General features: G+C 64.8%; 23 protein-coding genes. 3 read left to right on the top strand and 20 right to left on the bottom strand.

Annotation, left to right across the window (positions count from 1 at the left end):
- The first annotated feature begins 2 nt into the window (after positions 1-2).
- Positions 3-2,192, top strand: coding sequence for a 1,4-alpha-glucan branching protein GlgB (glgB, locus tag CFOUR_RS04745; protein ID WP_179154756.1), 2,190 nt, complete (start codon positions 3-5; stop codon positions 2,190-2,192).
- On the opposite strand, the gene CFOUR_RS04740 is transcribed toward glgB, so the two are convergent.
- The 19 genes from CFOUR_RS04740 to rho form a co-directional block, all read right to left on the bottom strand.
- Positions 2,189-3,019: a tetratricopeptide repeat protein gene (locus CFOUR_RS04740; RefSeq protein ID WP_085956606.1), complete on the bottom strand. Its 831-nt coding sequence runs from the start codon at positions 3,017-3,019 to the stop codon at positions 2,189-2,191. The genes glgB and CFOUR_RS04740 overlap by 4 nt on opposite strands.
- 1 nt (position 3,020) lies before the next feature.
- On the bottom strand, positions 3,021-3,323 hold the full coding sequence (locus CFOUR_RS04735) for a thiamine-binding protein (protein WP_085956607.1): 303 nt from the start codon (positions 3,321-3,323) through the stop codon (positions 3,021-3,023).
- A 10-nt stretch (positions 3,324-3,333) separates the two neighbouring features.
- The gene (locus tag CFOUR_RS04730) at positions 3,334-3,621 is read right to left on the bottom strand and encodes an Rv1322 family protein (RefSeq protein WP_085956608.1); all 288 of its coding nucleotides are present in this window, start codon (positions 3,619-3,621) and stop codon (positions 3,334-3,336) included.
- The gene (gene nucS / locus CFOUR_RS04725; protein ID WP_085956609.1) at positions 3,621-4,313 is read right to left on the bottom strand and encodes an endonuclease NucS; all 693 of its coding nucleotides are present in this window, start codon (positions 4,311-4,313) and stop codon (positions 3,621-3,623) included. Before nucS ends, CFOUR_RS04730 begins: the two co-directional genes overlap by 1 nt.
- Positions 4,314-4,335: 22 nt before the next feature.
- A complete protein-coding gene (locus CFOUR_RS04720; protein ID WP_179154757.1) occupies positions 4,336-4,836 on the bottom strand; it encodes a DUF2550 domain-containing protein in 501 nt (166 codons plus the stop codon).
- Between the two features lie 96 nt (positions 4,837-4,932).
- Positions 4,933-5,301 carry a F0F1 ATP synthase subunit epsilon gene (locus tag CFOUR_RS04715; protein ID WP_085956611.1) on the bottom strand — a complete coding sequence of 123 codons (369 nt, stop codon included), beginning with the start codon at positions 5,299-5,301 and terminating at the stop codon, positions 4,933-4,935.
- A gap of 11 nt (positions 5,302-5,312) precedes the next feature.
- Positions 5,313-6,830 (bottom strand): F0F1 ATP synthase subunit beta, encoded by a 1,518-nt coding sequence (atpD, locus tag CFOUR_RS04710; protein ID WP_230471720.1) that lies wholly within the window; start codon positions 6,828-6,830, stop codon positions 5,313-5,315.
- 3 nt (positions 6,831-6,833) lie between these two features.
- Positions 6,834-7,811, bottom strand: coding sequence for a F0F1 ATP synthase subunit gamma (locus CFOUR_RS04705; protein ID WP_085956612.1), 978 nt, complete (start codon positions 7,809-7,811; stop codon positions 6,834-6,836).
- Between the two features lie 49 nt (positions 7,812-7,860).
- A complete protein-coding gene (gene atpA / locus CFOUR_RS04700; RefSeq protein WP_085956613.1) occupies positions 7,861-9,525 on the bottom strand; it encodes a F0F1 ATP synthase subunit alpha in 1,665 nt (554 codons plus the stop codon).
- An 8-nt stretch (positions 9,526-9,533) separates the two neighbouring features.
- Entirely contained in the window at positions 9,534-10,367 is an 834-nt protein-coding gene (locus tag CFOUR_RS04695; protein WP_085956614.1) for a F0F1 ATP synthase subunit delta, read from the bottom strand.
- Between the two features lie 5 nt (positions 10,368-10,372).
- A complete protein-coding gene (locus tag CFOUR_RS04690; protein ID WP_085956615.1) occupies positions 10,373-10,945 on the bottom strand; it encodes a F0F1 ATP synthase subunit B in 573 nt (190 codons plus the stop codon).
- A 48-nt stretch (positions 10,946-10,993) separates the two neighbouring features.
- A complete protein-coding gene (locus tag CFOUR_RS04685; protein WP_034999811.1) occupies positions 10,994-11,239 on the bottom strand; it encodes an ATP synthase F0 subunit C in 246 nt (81 codons plus the stop codon).
- Positions 11,240-11,336: 97 nt separating this feature from the next.
- Positions 11,337-12,131, bottom strand: coding sequence for a F0F1 ATP synthase subunit A (atpB, locus tag CFOUR_RS04680; RefSeq protein ID WP_085956616.1), 795 nt, complete (start codon positions 12,129-12,131; stop codon positions 11,337-11,339).
- Positions 12,132-12,488: 357 nt separating this feature from the next.
- The gene (locus CFOUR_RS04675; RefSeq protein ID WP_085956617.1) at positions 12,489-12,887 is read right to left on the bottom strand and encodes a Cg1360 family ATP-synthase-associated protein; all 399 of its coding nucleotides are present in this window, start codon (positions 12,885-12,887) and stop codon (positions 12,489-12,491) included.
- Between the two features lie 19 nt (positions 12,888-12,906).
- Positions 12,907-14,073, bottom strand: a complete 1,167-nt coding sequence (locus CFOUR_RS04670) for an MraY family glycosyltransferase (RefSeq protein WP_085956618.1) — start codon at positions 14,071-14,073, stop codon at positions 12,907-12,909.
- A gap of 6 nt (positions 14,074-14,079) precedes the next feature.
- The gene (locus CFOUR_RS04665; RefSeq protein WP_085956619.1) at positions 14,080-14,736 is read right to left on the bottom strand and encodes an L-threonylcarbamoyladenylate synthase; all 657 of its coding nucleotides are present in this window, start codon (positions 14,734-14,736) and stop codon (positions 14,080-14,082) included.
- 25 nt (positions 14,737-14,761) lie between these two features.
- Complete coding sequence (gene prmC, locus CFOUR_RS04660) at positions 14,762-15,598, bottom strand: peptide chain release factor N(5)-glutamine methyltransferase (RefSeq protein ID WP_085956620.1); 837 nt, start codon at positions 15,596-15,598, stop codon at positions 14,762-14,764.
- Entirely contained in the window at positions 15,585-16,664 is a 1,080-nt protein-coding gene (gene prfA, locus CFOUR_RS04655) for a peptide chain release factor 1 (RefSeq protein ID WP_085956621.1), read from the bottom strand. Before prfA ends, prmC begins: the two co-directional genes overlap by 14 nt.
- On the bottom strand, positions 16,664-18,433 hold the full coding sequence (rho, locus tag CFOUR_RS04650; protein ID WP_230471721.1) for a transcription termination factor Rho: 1,770 nt from the start codon (positions 18,431-18,433) through the stop codon (positions 16,664-16,666). The genes prfA and rho overlap by 1 nt, the downstream gene beginning before the upstream one ends.
- Positions 18,434-18,695: 262 nt before the next feature.
- Here rho and CFOUR_RS04645 point away from each other — a divergent pair, with 262 nt between their 5' ends.
- Entirely contained in the window at positions 18,696-20,426 is a 1,731-nt protein-coding gene (locus tag CFOUR_RS04645; RefSeq protein WP_085958311.1) for a long-chain fatty-acid--CoA ligase, read from the top strand.
- A 12-nt stretch (positions 20,427-20,438) separates the two neighbouring features.
- Here the strand turns inward: CFOUR_RS04645 and CFOUR_RS04640 are convergent, their stop codons facing one another.
- Positions 20,439-22,175 (bottom strand): vWA domain-containing protein, encoded by a 1,737-nt coding sequence (locus CFOUR_RS04640; RefSeq protein WP_290180112.1) that lies wholly within the window; start codon positions 22,173-22,175, stop codon positions 20,439-20,441.
- Between the two features lie 13 nt (positions 22,176-22,188).
- Between CFOUR_RS04640 and CFOUR_RS04635 the strand changes: the two genes are divergently transcribed.
- Positions 22,189-22,344, top strand: coding sequence for a hypothetical protein (locus tag CFOUR_RS04635; RefSeq protein WP_290180110.1), 156 nt, complete (start codon positions 22,189-22,191; stop codon positions 22,342-22,344).
- Positions 22,345-22,396 lie beyond the last annotated feature (52 nt).

Here is a 22,396-nt window from a genome sequence, read left to right as displayed (position 1 = left end):
CCATGAACACCGACCTGCTCATCCCCGAAGGCGACCGCCAGCGCCTCACCGCGTGCAAGCACCACGCACCGCACGACTTCTACGGCTGGCACCGCACAGGCGCAGGCTCCGTCGTGCGCACCCGCTTCCTCGGCGCGGAAAACGTGGAGCTGCTCATCCACAACTCCTCTAAGCCCATGGAGCCGATCGGCGACGACATGTGGGCAGTCGCGCTTGACGACGAGCATTCGCCCGACTACCGCTTCCGCGTGACCTACCCCGGCGCCGAGCCGCGCATCCTCGCCGATGCTTACCACTTCCTGCCCACCTTGGGCTCGCTGGACCTGCACCTCATCGGCGAGGGCCGCCACGAGCGCCTCTGGGAGGTCCTGGGCGCGAACGTGCGCTCCTACGAAACCTCCCTCGGTGAGGTCCGCGGCACCTCGTTTGCCGTGTGGGCGCCCAACGCGCAGGGCGTGGCCGTCATCGGCGACTTCTGCGAGTGGAACCCGAATCAGTACCCCATGCGCTCTCTCGGCGTGTCCGGCGTGTGGGAGATTTTCATCCCCGGCATCGACGACGGCACGACCTACAAGTACGCCATCCAAACCGCCGAGGGCACCCGCATAGACAAGGCTGACCCGCTGGCCAAGCGCACGCTCACGCCGCCGGAGACCACCTCCGTGGTGGCGGCGCCCAGCCAGTTCGAGTGGACCGACAGCGAATGGATGCACGCGCGCGCCGGCAGCGATGCGACCAACTCCGCCATGAGCGTCTACGAGTGCCACATCGGCTCCTGGAAGCAGGGCTCCAACTACGCGTCGCTGACCGAGGAACTCGTGCCCTACCTGGTGGAAAACGGCTTCACCCACGTGGAGTTCCTCCCCGTCGCGGAGCACCCCTTCGGCGGCTCCTGGGGCTACCAGGTCACCGGCTACTACGCACCGACCGCGCGCTGGGGTACTCCGGACGAGTTCCGCGCACTCGTGGACACCTTGCACGCCAACGGCATCGGCGTCATCGTGGACTGGGTGCCCGCCCACTTCCCCAAAGACGACTTCGCACTGGCGCGCTTCGACGGCACCGCCTTGTACGAGCACCCCGACTGGCGCCGCGGCGAGCAGAAGGACTGGGGCACCTACGTCTTCGACTACGGCCGCCGCGAGGTGCGCAACTTCCTGGTGGCCAACGCGCTGTACTGGTGCGAGGAGTTCCACCTCGACGGCCTGCGCGTGGATGCGGTGGCCTCCATGCTCTACCTGGACTACTCCCGCGAGCCCGGCGAGTGGCTACCCAACCAGTACGGCGGCCGCGAGCACTGGGAGGCCGTGCAGTTCCTCCAGGAGATGAACGCCACCGTGCACCGCGAGCACCCCGGTGTGCTCACCATCGCGGAGGAATCCACCGCCTGGCCGGGCGTGACCGCGCAGACCGACGCGGACGGGCTGGGCTTTTCTCTGAAGTGGAACATGGGCTGGATGAACGACACGTTGGAGTACTTCTCCCTCGATCCCATCCACCGCTCCCACCACCACAACGAGATCACGTTCTCGCTTGTGTACGCGTTCTCCGAGCGCTACGTCCTGCCGTTTAGCCACGACGAGGTGGTCCACGGCAAAGGCTCGCTGTGGCAGCGCATGCCTGGCGACGATTGGAACAAAGCCGCCGGCCTTCGCGCCCTGTACGGCTACATGTTCTCCCACCCCGGCAAGCAGCTGCTGTTCATGGGGTGCGAGTGGGGCCAGACCACCGAGTGGGACGAAGCGCACTCGGTGAACTGGGACAACATCGCCGATAGTTGGGGCCACGGCTACCACCGCGGCGTGCAGCGCCTCGTGCGGGATTTGAACCTGGTCTACCGGGACACCCCGGCGCTGTACTCCCAGGACAACACCCCCATGGGCTTCCAGTGGGTCAAGGGCGACGATTCGGCGAACAACATCCTTGCCTACGTCCGCTGGGGTGTGGACGCCACCCCGGTGCTCGCGGTGGTCAACCTCTCCGGGGTCTCCCAGCCCAACTACCGCCTAGGCCTGCCTGAGGCCGGCGAGTGGGAGCTGTTGGTCAACACCGACGACGCCGTCTACGGCGGCGCCGGCAACGACCTGCCGCGCATCGTGCACACGCAGCCTACCGAGTGGGACCGCTTCGAGCAGTCCGTCGAGGTGCACGTGCCGGCGATGAGCGCGCAGTACTACATCCTGCGCCGCTAGAACAGTGCGCTGGCCAGCCGGGTGCGCGCCGCAATCACGCGCGGGTCGCCCGGCTCGAGCAGCGTGAGCAGCTCCAGCAGGCGCTCCTTCGCGCGCGGCTCGGCCTTGACCAGCGCCAGCAGCCGGTCGAACGCTGCTTCCGGGTCGCCTGCGACGAACTCTTGGTCCGCGGCGAACAGCTGCTTTTCGACGTCATCCTCCGGCTCCCCCTGCCCCTGGACCCGCTTCAACACAGCGACGGTGGCCTTCGCCTGCTTGATCTCAGCGTTGGAAGGATCGTCGGCGAGGATCTCGTCGTAGACCGCCGTGGCGCGGTCGAAGTCGCCCGCGTTCAGCGCCTCGGTGGCCTGGTCCAGACGGGGGTCCTCGGCGGGTTCTGGCGCATCGGCTTCCTCGGACAGCCCCTGCAACTGCGGCCCGACCTGGCTCACTAGCGCACCGACCCACTGTTCCAGCTCGTCCGCGGGCTGGTTGCCCTCGAAGTTCGCCACCGGGCGCCCGCCCGCGAGCGCGAGCACGGTGGGTAGCACGCGCACGCCCATCGCCTGCGCGATCTGCGGGGTGGCATCCGCGTCGACGTAGCCGACCATGAAGGCGCGCTGCCCGGCCGCCAGCTTCTCAAACTGCGCCTTCAAGCTCTCCGAATCGGGGCTGCGCGGCGTGCCGATGAGCAGCACAACCGGGATCTGCATGGAGCGCTGGATCACCTGCTGCTCAATGCCTGCCTCATCGACGGTGATGAACGGCTCGAAGCCGCCGGTCTGTTCTTTCCGGTCCGCGAGCGCCCCAAGATCGATAGCGCCCCCGGTGAACTGCGGGTTGGTCATCTTATGCCTCCAAATGCTTGTTCAACGACTCCACCTTCTGGTGCAGCATGTCCGTGTACCCCGGCCGGATGTCCGCCTTGACCACCAATGAGACACGCGGCGAGACTTCCTCCACCGCCTGCGTGGCACGTTTGATCACGTCCATCACCTCGTCCCACTCCCCCTCAACGGTGGTAAACATCGCCGTGGTCTCGTGCGGCAGTCCGGACTCCCGGACCACCCTCACCGCCCTGGCGACAACGTCGGACATCTCCGCATTGGAGTTTTCAGTCATGGTCGGAGCCACAGAAAACGCTGCAATCATGCGGCCAAGTCTAGCGCCGCTGCCAGCAGTGCTTGTGCCAGTGCCGTCGGTCGTCCGCACCCCGGCCCGTATCGCGCGGCCAGGCCACCACGTGCGCCACCCCCGGCGGAATGTTTTGGTTGCAGCCCGGGCACACGTAGTACTTCGTCGCGGCCGCCGAGCCGATCTGGCGCACCTTGAACACCTCGCCGTTAGTCCAGCTCGGCCCCTCGACCTCCTGGGTGCCGATGAAGGTGGAGCCATCGCGCGGCAGCACGTAGCGCGGCGAGTGGCGCTGGCGGCGGTTCCTGCGCGGCATTAGAACAGCCGCAGCTCCGCGGACTCGATGCCGCGCAGCTCGTCGTAGTCCAGCGTCACGCACTCGAAGCCACGGTCGCCGGCCAGCGTGCGAGCCTGCGGCTTGATCTCCTGGGCCGCGAATACCCCGCGCACCGGACGCAGCAGCTCGTCGCGGTTGAGCAGCTCCACGTAGCGCGATAGCTGCTCCACGCCGTCGATACCTCCGCGGCGCTTCACCTCCACCGCAAGCGTGCCGCCCTCTGGGTCGCGAGCGAGGATGTCCACGGGCCCGATCGCGGTGGGATACTCGCGGCGCACCAGGGTCACCCCCTCGCCCAGCGTGGTGATGTGCTCCGCCAGAAGCTCCTGCAGGTGGGACTCCACGCCGTCTTTGACCAAGCCCGGGTCCACGCCGAGCTCCTTTGTCTCGTCCATCATCACCTCTGAGACGGTGATGCGCAGCTGCTCGCCCTTGGGGTTCTCCACAATCCAGAGCTCTTCGCCTGTGTCCTCGCCGTCCAAGTCCACCACCTGCTCCACTCGCGTGGTGCACGGCGGCGTCATCCAGTTCAGCGGTTTGTACGCGCGGTCGTCGGCGTGGACGGACACGGATCCGTCAGCCTTGACCAAGATCAGGCGGGTCGCCTCCGGCAGGTGCGCATCTAAGCGGCCGACGTAATCCACAGAGCAACGTGCAATGACAAGACGCATGCGGATCAGGGTACAGCCGCGATCACGCCGGCTTGGAATCGCGGTGGGCGCGCTGGGCAAGCGAATGCACGTCGATACGCTCCTTGCGCGCGTCTGGTGCCGCCTCCACCCAGGAAATGAGCCCCATCTCGGTGTGGATGTCCGCGGCGAACTCGAAATCGCCGGTGGGGCCGGAAAAACAAAGGACGTGACCGATCTCGGGCATGAACTCGCGTTCGCCCGCAGTCACGTCCCTGAAGCCCTCAAACTCCACTCCGCGGCGATCCAGCTCCACATCGTGGTGGAAGGTCAACGACCGAAGCTTGAAAAACAGCAGCCGCTCACCGTCGTAGCGCAGCACTCCGTGCCGCCAGCCGTGGACGCCGTCGGCAGGCAGCTCGCGCATCATCGCCCGCGCGCCGGAATTGCGCACCATGGCAAACCGCCACGCGGCCGCGGCAGCGAGGACGACCAGGACAATCGCTGCAACAATTGCGACGACGAGCATCCCGGCCCAACCTCCTCGACCACGCTGGATAAACATTGTCTTGATCATATCGCACAAATGCGAAACACCCCCTCCCGGTTTCCCGGGAGGGGGTGGATGCGTGGCGGTCGGCGTCTATGCCTTCCAGACCAGTTACTGGTTCAAGCGGCGCACCGCGGCGAGCTCCGCCTCGGAACGAGCCTTGACAACGCTGTCCTCGTCGTTGAGGTGCGACTCCGCGTCGGCGGTGTCGACCTCGGAGGCGAAGACGGCGAAGTCGGCCAGGATGGTCACCTTCTCGCCCACAACGGACAGGAAGCCACCCTGGACGGCAGCGACAATGCGGTCACCGTCCACCGGGCGGATGGTCACCACACCGTTGTCCTTGAGCTGGCCAAGGAGCGGCTCGTGGCCAGGAAGGATGCCGATCTCACCCTCCGTGGTCTGGGCGGTGACGATGCTTGCCTGGCCTTTCCAGAGCATGCGGTCAACCGCGACCAGTTGAGCGGTAAGTTCAGCCATGTTCTACCCTCCTACGCCTGCAGCTTCTTGTACGCAGCCTCGACGTCGTCCAGACCGCCGAGACCGTTAAAGGCCTGCTCCGGGTAGTGGTCGAACTCACCCTCGCAGATACGGTCGAACGCGTCGATCGTGTCCTCGAGCGGGACGTAAGAGCCCTCGTCGCCGGTGAACTTCTTCGCCACGAAGAAGTTCTGGCCCAGGAAGCGCTGGATCTTACGTGCGCGCTGCACGGTGATCTTGTCTTCCTCGGACAGCTCGTCCATACCCAGGATGGCGATGATGTCCTGCAGCTCCTTGTTCTTCTGCAGAATACCGATGACCTTCTGGGCGACGTTGTAGTGGCGCTCGCCCACGATGCCCGGCTCGAGGATACGAGACGTGGAGGTCAGCGGGTCCACGGCCGGGTAGATGCCCTTCGACGCGATCGAACGGGAAAGCTCGGTGGTCGCATCGAGGTGGGCGAAGGTGGTGGCCGGAGCCGGGTCGGTGTAGTCGTCCGCCGGCACGTACACGGCCTGCAGCGACGTGATCGAGCGGCCCTTGGTCGAGGTAATGCGCTCCTGGAGCACACCCATCTCGTCGGCCAGGGTCGGCTGGTAACCCACGGCAGAAGGCATACGGCCCAGAAGGGTCGACACCTCGGAGCCCGCCTGGGTGAAACGGAAGATGTTGTCGATGAACAGCAGCACGTCCTGGTTCTGCACATCGCGGAAGTACTCCGCCATGGTCAGACCGGACAGGGCCACGCGCATACGGACCCCCGGCGGCTCATCCATCTGGCCGAAGACAAGCGCGGTATCCGGAAGCACGCCCATGTCCTCCATCTCGAGGAACAGGTCGGTGCCCTCACGGGTGCGCTCGCCCACGCCGGCGAAGACCGAGGTACCGGAGAACTCGCGCGCGATACGCGTAATCATCTCCTGGATCAGCACGGTCTTGCCCACGCCAGCGCCGCCGAACAGGCCGATCTTGCCGCCCTTGACGTACGGGGTGAGCAGGTCGATGACCTTAATGCCGGTTTCCAGGATCTCGGTCTTACCCTCGAGGTCCTTGAAGGCCGGCGGCTCGCGGTGGATGCCCCAGCGCTCGCCGGTCTCGCCTACCGACGGGTCGTCCAGGCACTGGCCCAGCGCGTTGAACACGTGGCCCTTGACCTGGTCGCCCACCGGCACCGAGATCGGGTTACCGGAGTCTGCCACCTTGGCGCCGCGGACGAGGCCGTCGGTCGGAGCCATGGCGATGGTGCGCACGAGGTTATCGCCCAGGAACTGGGCAACCTCGAGCACGATGGTGCGGGACATTTCGCCGAGGTCGATGTCGACCTCGAGCGCGTTGTACAGAGCGGGCAGCTCGCCACGCGGGAACTCCACGTCGACGACTGCGCCGATGACGCGCACGACACGGCCGTTCTCGGAACCGCGCGGGTTCTGAGTGTTCTCGACCTGAGCCGGGGCCTGGGCGTCGGAATCGTTCAGCGCCGCGCCCGCCAGCTCGTCGTTGCGCTCATCAAAAGAGTGAGCAGTTGTCATGATTTAGTCACTTTCTCCACTACCGGACAGCGCGCCAGCGCCGCCGATAATCTCGGTGATTTCCTGGGTGATCTTTGCCTGACGGGCTTGGTTAGCTTCACGGGACAGGTTGTTAGCCAGATCCGTAGCGTTATCCGTCGCGTTCTTCATAGCCGTGCGGCGCGAGGCCGACTCTGCGGCGGCTGCTTCCAAGAAGATCGAGTAGAGCAACCTGGAAACGTACACCGGCAAAAGCTCGTCCATCAGCGTGTCAGGGTCGGGCTCGAAGTTCATGTCCGGAGCCACCTCGCCGGAGGTGGTCAGCATGTCCTGCTGTTCGTACTTGAACTCCTCCAGCACCGGCTCGATCGGCAGAAGCTGGGTGACCCGCGCCTCCTGCGACAGCATGGAGACGAACTCGGTGTAGACGACATGCACGACATCGAAGCCACGCACGGAGCCAGTTTCGGCGCCCTCGGCACCGTCGACACGCAGCGGCACCGAGGACTCGGAGCCGGCCATGTAGCCGTCGATGATCTGGTGGCGCACGTTGTGGGTGTCCTCCCACGACGGCTGCTGCGAGAACCCGGTCCAAGAACCAGCCACGTCCATGTCGCGGAACCTGAAGTGCGTGACACCCTTGTTGCCGGTGACGTAGCGAACTACCTCGTACCCGGCATCGGTGAGCATGCGCTCCAGCTGCGCCGCCTTCTTCAGGACGTTGTGGTTGTAACCGCCGGCCATACCGCGGTCTGAGGTGACCACGAGGATTGCCGCGACCCGGCCGTTCTCACGCTCGTGGAGCATGGGGTGGGCCAGGGAGCTCGCGGACGCGAGGCGTTCCATGACGTCTTTCAGCTCGTCGGCGTACGGCTTAGCCGCCTCGACTCGCTGCTGGGCCTTGGTGATCTGCGCGGTGGCGATCAGCTCCTGGGCCTTCGTGATTTTCTTCGTAGAGTTGACGGACCTGATGCGGTCGCGCAATTCGCGAAGCGTTGCCATGGTGTTTCCTCCCTTCCTTTATGTAGTAGTCCTAATGCGCTCGCGCGCATTAGGAGCGGCTGACGTTGAGCTGGTTCTTGCCGACCTGCTTGGCCTCGAGCGGCTCCGCCTCTGCCTCGCGGACAATGCGCTCGCCGGAGGTGGCCTGGAAGTTGCGTGCCAGGTCCTCGTTGATGCGCTTGATCGCGGACTGGGAGTCGTCGTCAAGCTGCTTGCCGCCCGCAATCTGGTCGTAGACCTGCGGAGCGTTGGCACGAATCGCCTCGTGCAGCTCGCCCTCGTAGCGGCGAACGTCCTCGACGGGAACGACGTCGAAAACGCCCTGGTTCGCTGCCCAGATCGAGATGATCTGGTACTCGACCGGCTGCGGTGCGTGCTCGGACTGCTTCAGCAGCTCCACCAGACGCTGGCCGCGCTCGAGCTGCTTCTTCGAAGCGGCGTCGAGGTCGGACGCGAAGGCGGCGAACGCCTCCAGGTCGCGGTATGCGGCGAGGTCCAGACGGAGGTTACCGGCAACCTTCTTCATACCCTTGGTCTGCGCAGCGCCACCGACACGGGACACGGAGATGCCCACGTCGATAGCCGGACGCACGCCCTGGTTGAACAGGTCGGACTGGAGGAAGACCTGGCCGTCGGTAATCGAGATGACGTTGGTCGGAATGAAGGCGCCCACGTCGTTCGCCTTCGTCTCAATGATCGGCAGTGCGGTCAGGGAGCCGGCGCCGAGCTCGTCGTTGAGCTTGGCGGCACGCTCCAGCAGGCGGGAGTGCAGGTAGAACACGTCGCCCGGGTATGCCTCGCGGCCCGGCGGGCGGCGCAGCAGCAGGGAGATGGCGCGGTATGCCTCAGCCTGCTTGGTCAGATCATCGTAGATCACCAGGACGTGCTTGCCCTGGTACATCCAGTGCTGGCCCAGGGCCGCACCGGAGAACGGAGCGAGCCACTTGAAGCCAGCGGAGTCGGATGCCGGAGCTGCCACGATGGTGGTGTACTCCAGCGCGCCGTTCTCCTCCAGAGTCTGGCGCACACCAGCAATGGTGGAGCCCTTCTGGCCGACGGCGACGTAGATGCAGCGGACCTGCTTCGACGGGTCACCAGTCTCCCAGAATTCCTTCTGGTTGAGGATGGTGTCGATGCAGACCGCGGTCTTGCCGGTCTTGCGGTCGCCAATGATGAGCTGGCGCTGGCCGCGGCCGATCGGCGTCATGGCGTCGATCGCCTTCATGCCCGTCTGCAGCGGCTCCTCGACCGGCTGGCGGTCGAGGACGCCTGCGGCCTGGAGCTCCAGGGCGCGCTCTTCGTTGGTTTCGATGGGGCCGAGGCCGTCGATCGGCTGGCCCAGGGGGTTGATCACGCGGCCGAGGAAGTTCTCGCCGACCGGGATCGAGAGAACCTCGCCCGTCCGCTTGACTTCGTCGCCCTCGGAAAGGGTCTCAAAATTACCCAGCACCACAACACCGATGGAATCGGTCTCGAGGTTCTGTGCGACGCCGATGACGCCGTTCGGGAACTCGAGCAGCTCGTTCGTCATGCAGCCTGGCAGCCCGGAAACCTGGGCAATACCATCTGCAGCCGAAGTCACCACGCCGACCTCCTCACGGGAGGCCTCCGCGGAGTAGCTCGAGGTGTAGTTCGCTATCGCGCTACGGATCTCATCGGAGGAGATCGTCAGCTCCGCCATGTTCTTCCTGCTCTCGGTAGTTTCTTCCAGCATGTTGTTTTCTATTTGGTCGCCTGGGCCGCCATGTCGGTGCGAAGGCGGCTAATCTTGCCGCGCGTCGAACCGTCGATAACCTCATCGCCCACACGGACAACCATTCCGCCGAGGAGGCTGGGGTCAACCTCAGAGTGGATGGCCATCTCGCGACCGTAAATCTGCTCCAGCTTGCGGGCCAGTGCATCGCGCTGGGTGTCGCTGAGTGCCTCAGCGGACTTCACGCGTGCGACAGCCTTGCCACGCAGCTCCGCGACGTCGGAGGCCAGTTCGGCCAAGTCGTCGACGGGGTTGTGCTGCGGACGGCCGATGACCTGCAATGCCAGCGCCTCGGTGAACATCGTCACCTTGCCGTAAATCACGCTAGCCAACAGTCCGCGCTTCTGCGCCGGGGTCGCGGTGCGGTCGGAGAGCAGCTGCGTCAGCTCCTTCTCCCCCTCGAGCAGGACGGAGAGCTGGTACAGCTCGTTTTCCACCTGCTCCAGCTGACCCTGTTCCTTTGCGCCCAGCTCCAACGCGCGACGGCCGAGGTTGACCAAGCCAGCGCGGAACTCGCGCGGGGTCGACCACTCCTGCTGCGCTGCAGCGGTCAGGATGTTCAGGGTGGGCTCCGCAACCTTGTTGCCGAAGATGTCGCGGACGATGCCCTCCCGCTGGGAGGACTCGAGCGACGTATCGGCGACGGCGACACGCAGTGCGCGCTCGGTGTCGAGCTGATCCACGGTGAGGAACAGCTCGGTGCCGATCTGCGCAGCCACGGCGACGGAATTGTCGGCGTTCCGGATCAGCTCCTCGAGCTTGTCCGTAACGTGCGACTGTGCTTCGCGACTAGCTGCCTTCATCTCGCCTACTTCCTCGTCGACACGTGGTCGAGTTCGTTCAGGAACTCGTCGATCGTGTTCGAGCGGCGGGTCGAATCCGACAGCTCGGTGCCCAGCAGACGCTCAGCCAGCGAGATGGAGTTCTGGCCCATCTCGTTGCGCAGCTCAGCGACAACCTGCTCGCGGGAAGCCTGCAGCTGCTTTTCACCGGACTCGATGATGCGGCGGGCCTCGTCCTCGGCACGGGCGCGAGACTCAGCCTCGATCTCCTTGCCGCGGGTGCGGGCGGCTTCACGGATCTCGGCGGCCTCGTGGCGCGCCTCCGCGAGCTCGGCGTTGTTCTTCTCCAGGGCAGCCTTGGCTTCCTTTTGGGCGACCTCAGCACGCTCGATGCCACCCTTGATTCGGTCTTCGCGCTCCGCCAGCACTTCCTGGAACTTCGGAATGACGTACTTCGCAAAAAGTAGGCCGACGATGATGAAAACGACAAGAGACCAAACCACGTCGTACGCGGCCGGCAAGAGAATGGAAGGTTCACCCTCGCCCGGCAGCGTCTCATGGCCCTCTGCGGCCATGAGGAATGCAGTGACGTCAGTCATTGGTTGCTCCTGATCTAAAAAATGTACGGGGTTACTCGTTCTTGTTTTTTAGAACAGGAAGCCGGCGACGAGGCCGATCAGGGCGAGCGCCTCAACGAAGGCGATACCCAGGAACATGGTGGTGCGCAGCTGGCCAGCCATCTCCGGCTGACGTGCCATGCCCTCAACGGTCTTGCCGACGAGCATGCCGATGCCGATGCCCGGGCCGATGGTTGCGAGGCCGTAGCCGATGGTGCCGAGACCCTCGTAGCGGTTCACGGTCTCCGCTGCCTGAGCAAGAATGATGTCGTTCATGTGAAAGTCGTTCCCTTTCTAGGTGCCCTCCCGCGGGGTGCGGGTGAGCGAGTGACAGATTGTGGGGTTATTCAGTTGGCCGTGTGGTCGCGCTTTGTTAGTGCGCATCCGCGTGCAGCGACAGCTCGATGTACACCGCAGTCAGCAGGGCGAAGATGTACGCCTGCAGGAAGATGATGATCAACTCGTATGCGGTAAACAGCAGCGCTGCAATAAGGGTCAAGCCACTCACTGCCGTCCATGCGTTCAGCTGCCAGAAGAAGAAGTTCGTGGCGGAGTACAGCAGGACGAGAATGATGTGGCCAGCCAGGAAGTTCGCCATAAGACGAAGAGCCAGGGTGACCGGACGCAGGATGAACGTCGAGAAGAACTCGATCGGCACCACCAGAAGGTGGAGCAGCGGCGGAAGGCCGGGGATAACCGTCGAGTGCTTGAAGTATGCGATGCCGTAACGCTTCACACCGGCGTAGATCATCGCGATGTAGGCCGCCACCGCCATGACGATCGGCATGCCGATACGTGCGTTAGGCGAGATGTTCAGGCCCGGGATGATCGTTGCCACGTTCATGAACAGCGTGGTGAAGAAGATGGTGCACAGCAGCGGCAGGAACCGCTTGCCGTCCTTCTTCCCCAGCGTGTCCTCCGCGATCTGGACGCGGACGAAATCGACACCGATTTCGGCGACATTCTGCAAGCCCTTAGGAACCAGCTTCGGGTTCCGGAAGGCAATAACAAAGAGGAGCACCAAGATCGCCGCCATAAACAGGCGGACGAGCATGATGCGATCGAGTGCGAACCACCCATTAGCGAAGTCTTCGCCAATGAGCTGGCCGTACGTCTGCCCCGGGAAAAATTCTGGACCAAGTGAAGGTGCGTGGAATTCACCCTTCATGGCCAAAGTTGTAACGCTCAGCGTTCTCTCCCGTTCTCGGGCCGCGCTCCGAAAAATCGGCGCGCGGTGCGATGGACGTCTTCAACAAAGACTGCCTCCGCGGCGGACTCCGTCGCACATCTGCTTCCGCGGTGACAGGGGATGTCGTTCTTGCGCCGGTTTCCCCTGCTTACGAGGGTTAATATCGACTCAGAACAAACCCAGCGGTTATCCTAACAGGCCGTCCGGAGAAAGTAGGTTTTACCTGTGTAGTCGTCCCCCCGACGCGCCACCCCAGTCACAGCTAAACCACAACTGCCCTGCTCTGAGGTGGTTTCGGGCAGCTGTTAGGTCTGTCACAGGCCCAGTGTGTGGGGGCTAATCCAGGTAGGTGGTGCGGGTGGTGATGGTTCCCCACGTCTCGGCGCCCAGGGCGACCACCAACGCGGCGACCGTCGTAATGCCGAACGCTTGGTGGTCATAGAAGTCGAATCCCTTGATCCACAGCATGAACAGCACGAGCAGTCCGATTTTGAGCAGCCAGCCGCCGAGGACCACCGCCATCGTCGTGTTCGGCGTGGAGTTCGACGTGGCCAGCACGGTCAGCGCTGTCGACAGTACAAAGCCGCCCCCGACGGCCACGCCCATCAGTGTCGCCCAGATGCCGGGCAAGTCGCGGGTCGCGCCCCACGCCATCAGCGAGACGACGGTCAGCGCCACCAGCGCCCAACCCGCCACCTTCAACGCTCGCACGAGTGGGCGGCGGTGGTCGGTCATGGCATTCGCGTCTTTTACTTCAAGCGGTTTCACGCTGGGTCATCCTACCTGCAGGGCCGATTTTGCCCTTCGCAAGCGGCACCAGCGTGAGCAGAAACGCCACCAGCAGCGCCGTGAGACTCAGCGCCAGCGCCACCTTCGTGGGGACGATGGAAAAACTCACGGCACCGAGCGCGACTGCGGAGACCCACATGTACAGCACCAGCACCGTGCGGCGGTGCGTGTGGCCGAGTCGGAGCAGCCGGTGGTGAATGTGGCCGGCATCCGCGGCAAAGGGGCTCTGCCCCCTCGCCGTGCGCCTGACAACGGCCCACACGAGATCCAGCACCGGCAGCGCGATGGCCGCGAGCACCACGATGATCGGGCTCACCAGTGCCACTACATCCGCCGCCCCGTAGAGCGACATGTTGATCTTGCCGGACGCGGAGATAGACGCCGCCGCCAGCAAAAGGCCGATCAGCATGGCGCCGGAGTCGCCCATGAAGATGCGTGCGGGCTCGAAGTTGTGGGGCAAAAAGCCGGCGCAGATGCCCACCAAGATGGCGCAGATGATCGCCGGCGGGTAGGCGGAGACTGCCCCGCCTTGGTCGTGCAGCACCGCCAGCGAGTACAGCAGGATCGCGGATCCGGCGATCATGCCCAGCCCGGCGGCGAGGCCGTCGATGCCGTCGACGAAGTTGACCGCGTTAATCAGCAGGACCGTAAATATTGCGCTGAAGACCATGCCCTGGGCTTGATCCAGGATGAGTGTGGTGCCGCCCTCGCCGAACGGCACGTAGAACACGGTGAAGACGATGCCCAGCGCAGTCATCACAATCGCCGCCGCGAATTGGCCGATGAGCTTTGTCAGGGCGCGCAGCTCGTACAAGTCGTCGACCACGCCCACCAGCACGATGGCCAGCCCACCCACCAGCACTGCGGTCATTTCGGGTGTGAGCGGGGCGAAGCCGCGTGTCAGGGCTGGCAGCTGCTGCGCCAGCGCGTAGGCGGCCAAGAATCCGGTGAACATGGCGAGACCGCCCAGCGAGGGTGTCGGCTGGGTGTGCACGTCGCGGGTGCGGATCTCTGCCACCCTGCCTGTGCGCACGAGCAGGGAGCGCACGGGCCCCGTGGCGAGGTAGGTCACTGCTGCCGCTACGAGCAGGACCAGACCAAGCTCCCGCAGCGGAACACCGGAGGCGTTCATCGGCGGCTACTTCCTCCGCAGACTCTCCGGTTCAAGCCCAAGGACTTGACCGATGCGCTCGGCGGTGATCGCCCCCTCGCGCAGGATCTTCGGCGCGGGCCCGGAGATGTCGATGATCGTGGAGGGTTCCCCGATCTCCGCCGAGCCGCCGTCGAGGTAGATTCCCACCGCGTCGCCGAACTGCTGGCGCGCCTCCGTCACCGTGGTCGCCGGCGGGTTGCCAGAGATGTTCGCGGAGGAGACAGCCATCGGTCCAGTTTCCTGCAACAGCTCGAGCGCGAGCGGCTGGTTCGGCATACGCAGCAGCACGGTGCCTCGGGTGTCGCCCAGGTTCCACGGCAAGCTCGGCGCCTCGGGCACGACGATGGATAGCCCGCCCGGCCAGAACGCCTCCACGAGCGCCTTCGCCGTTTCGGTGAACTCGCGGACCAGGCCTTGGATAGTCACCCAGGAGCCCACGAGCACCGGCACCGGCATATCCGGCCCGCGGTGCTTGGTTGCCAGCAGCGTCTCCACGGCCGCGTTGTTGAAAGCGTCGCAACCGATGCCGTAAACGGTGTCCGTGGGCAGCACCACGCAGCGGCCGGCACGTACGGCGTCTGCGGCCGCGCGCACTCCCTCAGCGCGCTTGTGCGGGTCGAGGCAGTCGTACGTTTCCCTCAATGTTTGCTCCTTGGGCGTCTGGCAGTTACCGGGCCAGCTTACTCGCAGTGACAAACCGGGCCCGCCCGGTGAGGTCGTGCAGCACTTTCGGGTCGGCGAAACCGCCGTCGCGCAGCACCTCCTGCACCGCGAGTGATGTCGTGTCGTCGTGCTCGATGCCGATTACTCCCCCGTCGCGCAGCAATCGCTTGGCGACGGGTACGAGCCCGTTAATCGCCGCCATCCCGTCGTCGCCCGAAAAGACAGCCTCGCGCGGGTCTGCGTAGACCTCCTGCTGCAGCTGCGGCGTTTCGGGCACGTACGGCGGGTTGGTCACCACCAGGTCCACTGCCCCGTCGAGTTCGCGCAAAAGGTCCGGGTCCGTCATGTCGCCGGCGACCACTGCCACCTGAGGCGCGAACTTTTCGACGTTGCTCCGCAAATACCCGCGCGCTTTTTCAGAACGCTCGACCGCGTAAACCTTCGCCTCGGGGCGTGCGCGGGCGATGGTGATGGCGAGCGCGCCCGTGCCGGAGCCGAGATCGACGACAGTGCTGCCGCGCTGCGCCAGCGCCCACTCGGCGAGCACTTCAGTTTCCGGCCGCGGAATGAACACCCCGGGGCCGACCTGAAGGTCGATGCCGAAAAACGGCGCGGTTCCGACGATGTGCTGCAGCGGCTCGCGAGCGGCGCGGCGTGCGATCAGCTCGGCGTAGCGCTCGTCGAAGTCCGCGGTCGGTTCTGCGAAGAGGAGCTGCGTCGGAGCAACGCCGAGCAGGTGCGCCGCGAGCAGGCGGGCGTCCACCTCAGGCGCGGAAACGCCCGCGCCGGCAAGGGTCTGCGCAGCGCGGGCGATGGTCTCGCGGAGGTTACTCGGCTTCAAGGCGTTCCTGACGCTCGTGCGTCTGCAGCGCTGTGATCAGGTCGTCCATGTTGCCGTCCAGCACCGAATCGAGGTTGTTGGCCTTGAAGTTGATGCGGTGGTCCGAGATGCGGTTCTCCGGCCAGTTGTAGGTGCGGATGCGCTCGGAACGGTCCATCGTGCGCACCTGGGACGCGCGACCTTCCGCCTCTTCAGCCTCCGCCTTCTCGCGCTCCAGCTGGTCCAACCGGGCCTGCAGCACCTGCATGGCGCGGGCGCGGTTTTGAATCTGAGAGCGCTCGTTCTGGCAGGTCACCACAATGCCGGTGGGCAGGTGCGTGATGCGCACGGCCGAGTCGGTCGTGTTCACGCCCTGGCCGCCCTTGCCCGAGGAACGGTAGACGTCCACGCGCAGATCCTTCTCGTCAATCTGCACGCTTTCCACCTCGTCGGCTTCCGGGAAGACGTACACGCCGGCCGCGGAGGTCTGGATGCGGCCCTGGGATTCGGTGACGGGAACGCGCTGCACGCGGTGCACGCCGCCCTCGAACTTCAGCTTGGACCAGGCGCCGTCGCGCGACGGGTTCTTGGACTTCACCGCAACCGTCATGTCCTTGACACCGCCGAGGTCGGACTCCGCCACGTCCAGCACCTCCCAGGTCAGAGCGTGCTTTTCGCAGTACTTCTGGTACATGCGGGCGAGGTCGCCAGCGAACAGGGCGGCCTCTTCGCCGCCGGCGCCGGCCTTGAGCTCCATGATCACGTCGTCGCCGTCGTGCTCGTCGCGCGGCGCCAGAAGGTCAGCCAGCTCTTCTTCCAACCGGACAATCTCGCCCTCGAGGCGCTTGGCCTCCTCGGCGAACTCCTTGTCCTCGTTGGCCATCTCGGCCGCCGCCTCGTGGTCCTCCTGCGCCTCGGTCAGCGCGTTGTAGACGTTGATGATCGGCTGCAGCTCGGCGTAACGCTTGGACAGTTTGCGGAACTGGTCCTGGTCTCCGGCGACTTCCGGGTCGCCCATCTGGGCCTGGATGCCCTGGTATTCGGCGACGTAGTCGTCGACAAGCGAAACCTGCGATTTCTCTGCCATTAGGAGTACTCCTCCTCCGTCTCGGCCTGCGCCATCGGCGCGGAGTTGGCCACACCCATGAGGAACTCGCCGTTGGACTTGGTCTTCTTCAGCTGCTTGATCAGCATGTCGATGGACTGCTGCGGGTCAAGCGCGGAGAGGATGCGGCGCAGCTTGTGCATCACGCGGGCTTCCTCCGGGCTCATCAGCAGCTCGTCCTTGCGGGTGCCGGACGGGTTGACGTCCACAGCCGGGAACACGCGGCGCTCAGCGATCTTGCGGTCCAGCTTCAGCTCGGCGTTGCCGGTGCCCTTGAACTCCTCGAAGATGACGGTGTCGCCGGCGGAACCGGTCTCCACCATGGCGGTTGCGATGATGGTCAGCGAGCCGCCCTCCTCGATGTTGCGGGCAGCACCCAGGAAACGCTTCGGCGGGTAGAGCGCGTTGGAGTCCACGCCGCCTGACAGGATGCGGCCGGACGCCGGCGAGGAGTTGTTGTACGCGCGACCCAAACGGGTGATGGAGTCCAGCAGAACCACCACGTCCTGGCCCATCTCCACCAGACGCTTCGCGCGCTCGATGGCCAGCTCCGCCACGGCGGTGTGCTCTGACGGCGGGCGGTCGAACGTGGAGGCGATGACCTCGCCGTTGACGCTGCGCTGCATGTCCGTGACTTCCTCCGGACGCTCGTCCACCAGCACGACCATGAGGTAGCACTCTGGGTTGTTGGTGGCGATCGCGTTGGCGATGTTTTGCAGAATCGTCGTCTTACCGGCCTTCGGCGGGGAGACGATCAGCGCGCGCTGGCCCTTACCGATCGGCATGACCAGGTCGATCACGCGGGTGGTCAGGATCTTCGGCTCTGTTTCCAGGCGCAGGCGGCGGTTCGGGTACAGCGGGGTGAGCTTGTGGAACTCCTTGCGGCCCTTCGCCGCCTCCGGCGTCTGGCCGTTGATGGTGTCCACGCGGACCACCTGGTTGTAGTTGCGGCGGTTGCGGCCGTTGCCCTGCGAGTGGGACTGGCCGTTCGCGCGGACCTGGCCTGTCACCGCGTCGCCGGAGCGCAGGCCGGACTGGCGCACAAGCTTCTGCGGGACGTAGACGTCCGCGTTGGACTGGCGGTAGCCGGTCGTGCGGATGAACGCGGAGCCGTTGGGCTGCACGTCCGCGATACCGGCGACTTCCTGCAGGTCCTCCGGATCGAAGTGCTGCTCGTTGTGGTTGCCGCCGTTGTTGTGGTTGTTGTCCCGGTTGCGGTTACGGTTGCGGCGCCCGCGACGGCCGCGGCGGCCCCCACCGTGGCCGTCCTCGTTGTGGTTGTTGTCCCGGTTGCGGTTGCGTCCACCGCGCTGCTCGTCGCCGCGCTGTTCGTCGCCGTTGTTGTTGTCGCGCTGCCCGTCGCGCTTGTGCTCGGAACGCTCGTCGTCACGCTGCGCGTCGTTGTGCTCCTCGTGCTGCGAGCGCGCGCGGTTGCGGCGGGCACGGCGGGCAGCAGAACGCGAGCCCCCGCGCGAGTCCTCCTCATCGCCCTGCTTCTCCGCCTTCTTCTCTTCAGGCTTGCTTTCAGGTTTCTCCGCCTTCTGCCCTGACTTCTGCTCGGCCTTCTGCTCAGTCGGGGCCTCCGCCGCTGCGGCCGCAGCCTTGCGCGGCACCTGCCCGGTCGTGATGGCCTGGATGAGTTCCCCCTTGCGCAGCCCGGAGGTCCCCTTGAGTCCCTTCTCCGCAGCGATCTTGCGCAGCTCCGGAAGCTTCTTTGCGGCGAGCTCTGCCGCGGTGCCGGTATCGGTCACGTGTGTCCTTTCGTCGCTAAGCCAGCTGCTTATTCGCGCGCGTATTCGCGTTTGCATTCACCGGTAGCGGTCGTGTGCGGTATTTCGGGGTGGGCGTTATTCGCCCGGCCGGATCTCGCGGAGCCGGGGAATCTTTCCTCCCGGCTACACCGCCAGCACCCTCAACCGGAAAAGTCCGGGCGGGTGCATTTCGCACGATCCACGCAGAAGTGTAGCGCATATCAGCACCGTGGATAATCCGGGTCGCGCTAACATGGCCTGCATGCTTTCAACGATGCAGGAGGTGCCGTTCTCCGTCGCCAGAATCTTGGAATTCGGCGCCACCGCCCACGCCAACACCAAGTGCACGACGTGGCGCGCATCCGGCGCGGAGGAGACCACGTTCGCGGAGATCAGCGCTCGCGCCGCGGCGTTCGCGAACGCGCTGCACGACGATCTGGGCATCGACGGAGATCAGCGCGTGTCCACGCTGCTGTACAACTGCGCCGAGCACATCGAGGTCATGTTCGCCGTGGCGGCCAAGGGCGCGGTGTTCAACCCGCTGAACGTGCAGCTCATGACGGACCAGATCGCCTATGTGGTCAACCACGCCGAGTCCGAGGTCATCGTTGCGGACCCCCGCCTGGCGGAAAAGCTGGGCGCCATCTTGCAGTCGTGCCCCACGGTGCGCGCTGTGGCGTTTACCGGCATCGGCCCGCTCGACGGCGCGGCGTCGCACCTGCCCGCCTCCGTTGAGGTGTACAGCTACGAGCAGCTTCTCGACGGACGACCCACGTCATACCCCTGGCCGGAACTGCCCGAAAACACCGCTGCGGCACTGGTGTACTCCACCGCCACCACCGGCGCGCCGAAGGGCGTGGCCTACTCGCACCGCTCGCTGTGGCTGGAGGCGACCAGCCTGCGCGCCACCGATTCGCTGGCTGTCGCCCACGGCGAGACCTTCCTGTGCTGCATCCCGATCTACCACGTGCTCAGCTGGGGCGTGCCACTCGCGGCGTTTCTGGCCGGCACGCCGCTGGTGCTGCCAGATTCGGACATGTCCGCGCCCACCCTGGCCAAACTCATCGCGGGCACCCACCCCCGCGTGGCACACGGCGTGCCCACCCTGTGGATCCAGTTGATGGTGCATTACCTGCACAACCCTCCGGAGCGGATGAGCTTGCAGGAGATTTTCGTCGGCGGATCGCCGGCCCCGCCTGCCCTGATCAAGGTGTGGGAGGAGCGATACGGCGTCGACGTGGTGCACGTGTGGGGCATGACGGAGACTTCCACCGTAGGTACCGTCGCAAGGCCGCCGTCCGGCGCATCGGGCGAGGCACGCTGGGCGTACCGCATCTCCCAGGGCCGCTTCGCCCCGACGCTGCAGTACCGCGTGGTCAACGACGGGCAGGTCATGGCCCCCAACGACCTCACCCAGGGCGAGATTCAGGTGCGCGGCAACATGGTCGCCGCCAGCTACTACCACTCGCCCACCCAGGAGCCCGGCGAGGTCGCCTCCACCTTCCGCGGCGAGGAGGTCAGCGACGAGCGCAAGCACTTCACCGCCGACGGCTGGCTTCGCACCGGCGACGTGGGCACCGTGACCAACGCCGGCTTCCTCACTCTCTACGACCGCGCCCGCGACGTGATTCGCTCCGGCGGCGAGTGGATCTACTCCGCCCAGGTGGAAAACCTGATCATGGAGTCCGACGACGTCATCGAGTGCGCCGTGATCGGCATCCCCGACCAGAAGTGGGGCGAGCGTCCACTGGCCGTGACCAAGCTGACCGCGGAGGTACCGCCGACCGAGGAGACCGCCGCCCGCCTGCGGGCCGGCTTGGCCGACGTGCTGCCCAAGTGGATGGCGCCCGAGTATTGGACCTTCGTCGATTCCATCGACAAAACCTCCGTGGGCAAATTCGACAAGAAGGACCTGCGCAAGCACCTGGCCCGCGACGAGTTCGACATCATTGCCTTGCCCGGCCCGGGCAGCCGGCCGCAGGCGACGTCGTAGCGCAACGTGTGCTTATGCGCGGTTGCGGTTGAGCAGGAGCACCACTGCACCGATCACGGCCAGCAGCAGCACACCGAGACCGCCCAGCAACGGCAGGGACAACCCGCCCGACTTGTCCTGGTCAGATGCGACCTGCTCACTTTGCTCTGCAGCTTCGGTGGTTGCCTCCACCGTCCGCTGCTCACCCGAGGTGCTCGCACCTTCAAACTTGATCGGCTCATCCGACGGCTCCGGACCGTTTTCGTACGTGGCCGTCCAATCCGGGCCACCGTCCACCGGCTCGCCATCGAGCATCACCACAAACTCGTACGGCTGCTCCACGCCTGTGGCTTCATCTTCGCTCTTCGCTCCCATGCCGACGTGCAGGAAGTAGTATCCCTGGTGCGGATTATCCCCGCCGTACATCGTGTGCTGCGCTGGCGAGACTGGGCCGCTTTCCTCTTCCTTGTCGTAGAAGCTGAAGTCTCTTGTTCCAACTTCAAGGCGTGTCGGGTCAAAGATCTTGATCTTCACCGAGTCTGCGTCGTTTGTGACTGACTCCTTGACCTTCATATTCAGCACCGGACGCTGGCCCCAGGTCACCGGGATCTTGTAGAAGCGGTACTCGCCAGGAACGATCTTGTCGGAATAGGTGCCCTCGCTGATCTCCACCGCATCGTTGAAACTGGTGCCGCCAGCGATTTCCTGGCCAGTACCGAACGGGACCTCACCGTCGTACTTTCCGGAGGAGATAGCCTTGTCCGACCATTCCTTGGCTTGTTCTTTTTCTGGGATCGGCTCGTAGAACACGTTGACTTCGACGTTGACGCCGTCGACAAGCTCTGCGCCTGTCTTGTACACCTGCGTGGCTATCAGCCAGTCGCCCATATCGCAGTCATCGGCCTGGTCCTCGCGCGACAACGAAACCCAGTAGGGTTCCATCGCGAATTGTGCGCTGCCTGCGATGTTTGCGCCGGAGAGCTTCGTGCGAGCTTTACCGCAGTTCGGGTCGCTCTCGTTGGTTTGCGCGGTGGACTCGAGAGTAACCTCGGCATCTTGAAATTGCCCGTCAGGCTGCCAGATTGGCGTCATCGTGATCAGCGCCTTATGCCCCTCCGGCACGGAGACGCGGAAGTAGCGGTCGGTCTTCGAGTTCGAATCCGGTGTCACCTTCGTCTGGTACTGGCCCTGACCAAGCCACTTGGCATCCTCCGGCGAATCCGCAAACTCGAACGGCGTGCCTTCAACCTTGTATTTTCCGATGTCACGCTGAGCGAGGAACTTCAACGACTGCGACAGACTCGCCGCATCCTTCGCCTCCAAAAACTGACCATTGCCAGCCTCCGCGATGCACTGCAACTCCTTGCGGGCGGCATCATCAACTTGGAACCCCACCGTGTGGATCGCCAGGTCAACACCATCTTCGGCCAGCTCCTTCGCCACCTCGCACACCGGCGGCGGCGCACAGGAATCGATACCGTCGGAAACCAGAATGATCGAGCGCTGACCTTCGTTGCCTAGTTCTTCTGCGGCCTTGCGCAGCGAATTTCCCATTGGCGTGTACCCCTTCGGCTTTAAGCCGTTAATGGCCGAAGAGAATTTCGCCTTGTCAACCTTGCCCACCGGGACGAGCGTCTCGATATCTTTGCACCCCCGCTCCCGATTATCCGGCGCATCCGACTCATTCGCGCCGTATACCGTCAGCCCCATATTCGCCGTCTCTGGCAGCGATTCCACCAGCTCGTTCGCCGCCTTCCTCGCCGAATCCATTCGGGTGCCCTCGGTGTCGGCTTCAACCATCGACGACGACGCATCCAGAATCAGCATCGCCTTGCTGTCATCCGAGCCGCTACCGGAAGCCGACGAAGACGCTTTCGTCGACGTCGTCGAGGACGACGAAGTCTGTGTCACCGTAGACACCGCTGTCGACGAGGATTGACCCCACGCCACAGGCACCCACGCGCAACAACACGCCACCACCAAAAGCAGCG

The organism is Corynebacterium fournieri (assembly GCF_030408775.1).
GTDB classification, from domain to species: Bacteria; Actinomycetota; Actinomycetes; order Mycobacteriales; family Mycobacteriaceae; genus Corynebacterium; species Corynebacterium fournieri.
Note: the sequence above shows the minus strand (reverse complement) of the source record. Positions and strands in the feature narration are given on the sequence as shown.